The sequence below is a fragment of the Specibacter cremeus genome, assembly GCF_003946885.1.
Classification (GTDB): domain Bacteria; phylum Actinomycetota; class Actinomycetes; order Actinomycetales; family Micrococcaceae; genus Specibacter; species Specibacter cremeus.
Map to the genome: position 1 here is coordinate 1 of NZ_RWKQ01000092.1, position 2,753 is coordinate 2,753.

A 2,753-nucleotide genomic window follows, 5' to 3' on the forward strand; every position below is an offset into this window, starting at 1 on the left:
CTACACGGCATTGTCACTAGTCCGCCGCAGGCACCGGCCAGCCGATGACCTTCTTCGGGCGCGGCGCGGCATAGGTGCGCACCTTCGAGGTGGACAGTCCCAGCCGGACCAGGGACTCGGCGATGGTGACGGCCGCGGCCACGCCGTCGACGACGGGCACGCCGGTGCGCTCGCGCACCTGGTCGTTGAGCCCGGCCATGCCGCCGCAGCCGAGCACGATGACCTCGGCCTTGTCCTGCGTCACGGCGAGTTCGGACTGCTGCACGATCGCCTCGACGGCGCGCTCCGGCTCCTCCTCGAGTTCAAGCACGGCCAGTCCGCTGGCGCGCACGGACGCGCACCGGGCGTCGAGGCCGGCCAGCTTGAGCCGGTCCTCGATGAGCGGGACGGCACGGTCCAGCGTGGTGACGACGGAGTACTTGTGGCCCAGGAACAGGGCCGTGCTGGCGGCCGCCTCGGTGATGTCGACGACGGGCACATCGAGCAGTTCCTGCAGGCCCTCGCGGCCGTGCTCGCCGTAGCCGGCCTGGACGACGGCGTCGAACGGCCCGGGGTAGGACTGCACGGCGTCCATCACGGCGATGGCCGCCAGGTAGCTTTCGAAGTTCCCCTCGCACGATTCCGCGCCGAAGCGGGGGGTCAGGCCCACGATCTCGGTGCCGGGGGCCGCCGCGGCCCGGGCCTGCTCGACGATGGAGTCGGTCATGGATTGGGTGGTGTTCACATTGGCCACGAGGATGCGCATGTGCTGCCTTTCGAGATGGTGCGGGTGGGCCCACACTTGCCATGTTCCCGGCAAGTGGGATCAGTGGACGCTGGGCACCGCGATGGGCTCGCCGGACACGTTCTCGAACGGGGCGCGCCGGTCCGCCACGAAGCAGTACGTCACGGCGGCGATGCCGGCCCCGAAGAACCAGGAGAACGAGGACAGCGCCACCAGGGCCGGGATGAACGCGATCAGGATGGCCACGATCGAGGCGGGGATCAGGGCGACGATGGCCTTCGGGTTCACGCCGCGCTTGTAGTGGTACGAAGCGGTCGGCGCCTCCGTGTACAGGTGCGGGACGTTGACCTTGCTGCGGCGGATGAGCCAGTAGTCGGCCATGACGACGCCGAACAGGGGCCCGAGCAGGGCGCCCAGGCCACCCAGGAAGTACACGATGACGACCGGGTTGTTGTACAGGTTCCACGGCAGGATGACCAGGCCGATGCAGGCGCTCACGAGCGCGGCCTTCCGGAAGTTCAGGTGCCGCGGGAAAAGGTTGGTCAGCGCGTAGACGGGGGCCACGAAGTTTGCCATCAGGTTGACCGCGATGGTGAGCACCAGCAGGGCCAGGCAGGCCGCCACGAGCAGGAACGTGTTGGGGATGGTCTGGACGATGTCGGACGGGCTCTTGATGATGGTGCCGTTGATCTTGAACTGGGCGCCCGCCATGACGACGACGATCGCGCCGAATACGAGCATGTTGATCGGGATGCCCCAGAAGTTGCCGCGCACGATCGCCTTGCCGGACTTGGCGGAGCGGGTGAAGTCACAGAAGTTCAGCACGAACGTGCCATAGATGGCGACCCACAGTGCGCCGCCGGCGAAGATCGTGTGCCACATGGCCGCGCCGGTCAGCCCGTCATGGGTCTGCCAGGCGATCGATCCGCCGGCCTGGACGAACATCCAGACGGCGATCGAGCCCATCGTCACCAGGATGATGGGGCCGGCGAATGCCTCATACTTGCGGATCATGTCCATGCCGAAACTGACGATGACCACCTGGATGATCCACAGCGCCACGAAGGTGAGCCAGCCCAGTGTCGACAGGCCGAGGATGGAGTTGGTGTCAAGGTGGTGCAGCGCCGGGAACATGGCGGTAAGCATGACGCGAAACACGACGGAGGCCAGGAACGTCTGCACGCCGAACCACACGATCGCCACGCCACCACGCAGCAGGGACGCGATCTGGGCACCGCGAATGCCAAAACTGATTCGGCTCATGACGGGGAACGGGACGCCCGTCCGGAACCCCATGAAGCCGGAGAAATTCAGCAGCGCGAACAGCAGTACGGCGCCGATGCCCAGCGCGAGCAGGATCTGCCAACCGCCCAGGCCGAGCGCAAACAATCCAATGGCGAAGGCGTAGTTGCCGAGGCTGTGCACGTCGTTCGCCCACAACGTGAAGATGCTGTAAGCGGACCAGCGCCGGCCTTCCTTCTTGGTCGGGGCCAAGTCCTGGTTGAACAGGTTGGCACTCAACGCGAAGCCCTCGGCCGTCAGGAATGGCGGTGCCGGCAGCTCCAGGCCAGCCGGCGCCGGGTTCTTCTCCATTGAAGTGGTGTCCATCACAGCTCCACAGATCACTGTTTCCACATGATGAAAACAAAGTATTGAATAGTGGAAGTAACTCTATGACCTGCCCCACACCCCGTCAAGTGGCGCACCTCACAGGGATGCACGCCGCCGACCGTCTTGCCACCGCACGGATGGCCTAGTAATCTCGAGATACAATATTTAGTTTTCATCTGGTGAAAACACTTGATGATTGCCATGTAGTCGATGCTCCGCGCCCCACCCGTTCGACGACGAACGGGTGCCGGTTGGCAAGGACGGACCGCCCGCCAACGCGAGGGTCCGAAGGCATCCACGGAAAAAAGAGGTAGACCATGTTTCTCAATGACGACAATTCCCAGATCCTGAGTGGTTTGACGGGTCGGTTGCCGGATGGTGATCCGGAGGAGACCGCGGAGTGGTTGGAGTCGTTGGA

2 protein-coding genes are annotated in these 2,753 nt (G+C 64.8%); both read right to left on the reverse strand.

All coding sequences use genetic code 11. The features are described from left to right. Nucleotides 1-16: 16 nt before the first annotated feature. Nucleotides 17-745 carry an aspartate/glutamate racemase family protein gene (locus tag EJC77_RS20185; protein ID WP_125617089.1) on the reverse strand — a complete coding sequence of 243 codons (729 nt, stop codon included), beginning with the start codon at nucleotides 743-745 and terminating at the stop codon, nucleotides 17-19. A gap of 60 nt (nucleotides 746-805) precedes the next feature. Then, a complete protein-coding gene (locus EJC77_RS20190) occupies nucleotides 806-2,332 on the reverse strand; it encodes an NCS1 family nucleobase:cation symporter-1 (protein WP_125617091.1) in 1,527 nt (508 codons plus the stop codon). Nucleotides 2,333-2,753 lie beyond the last annotated feature (421 nt).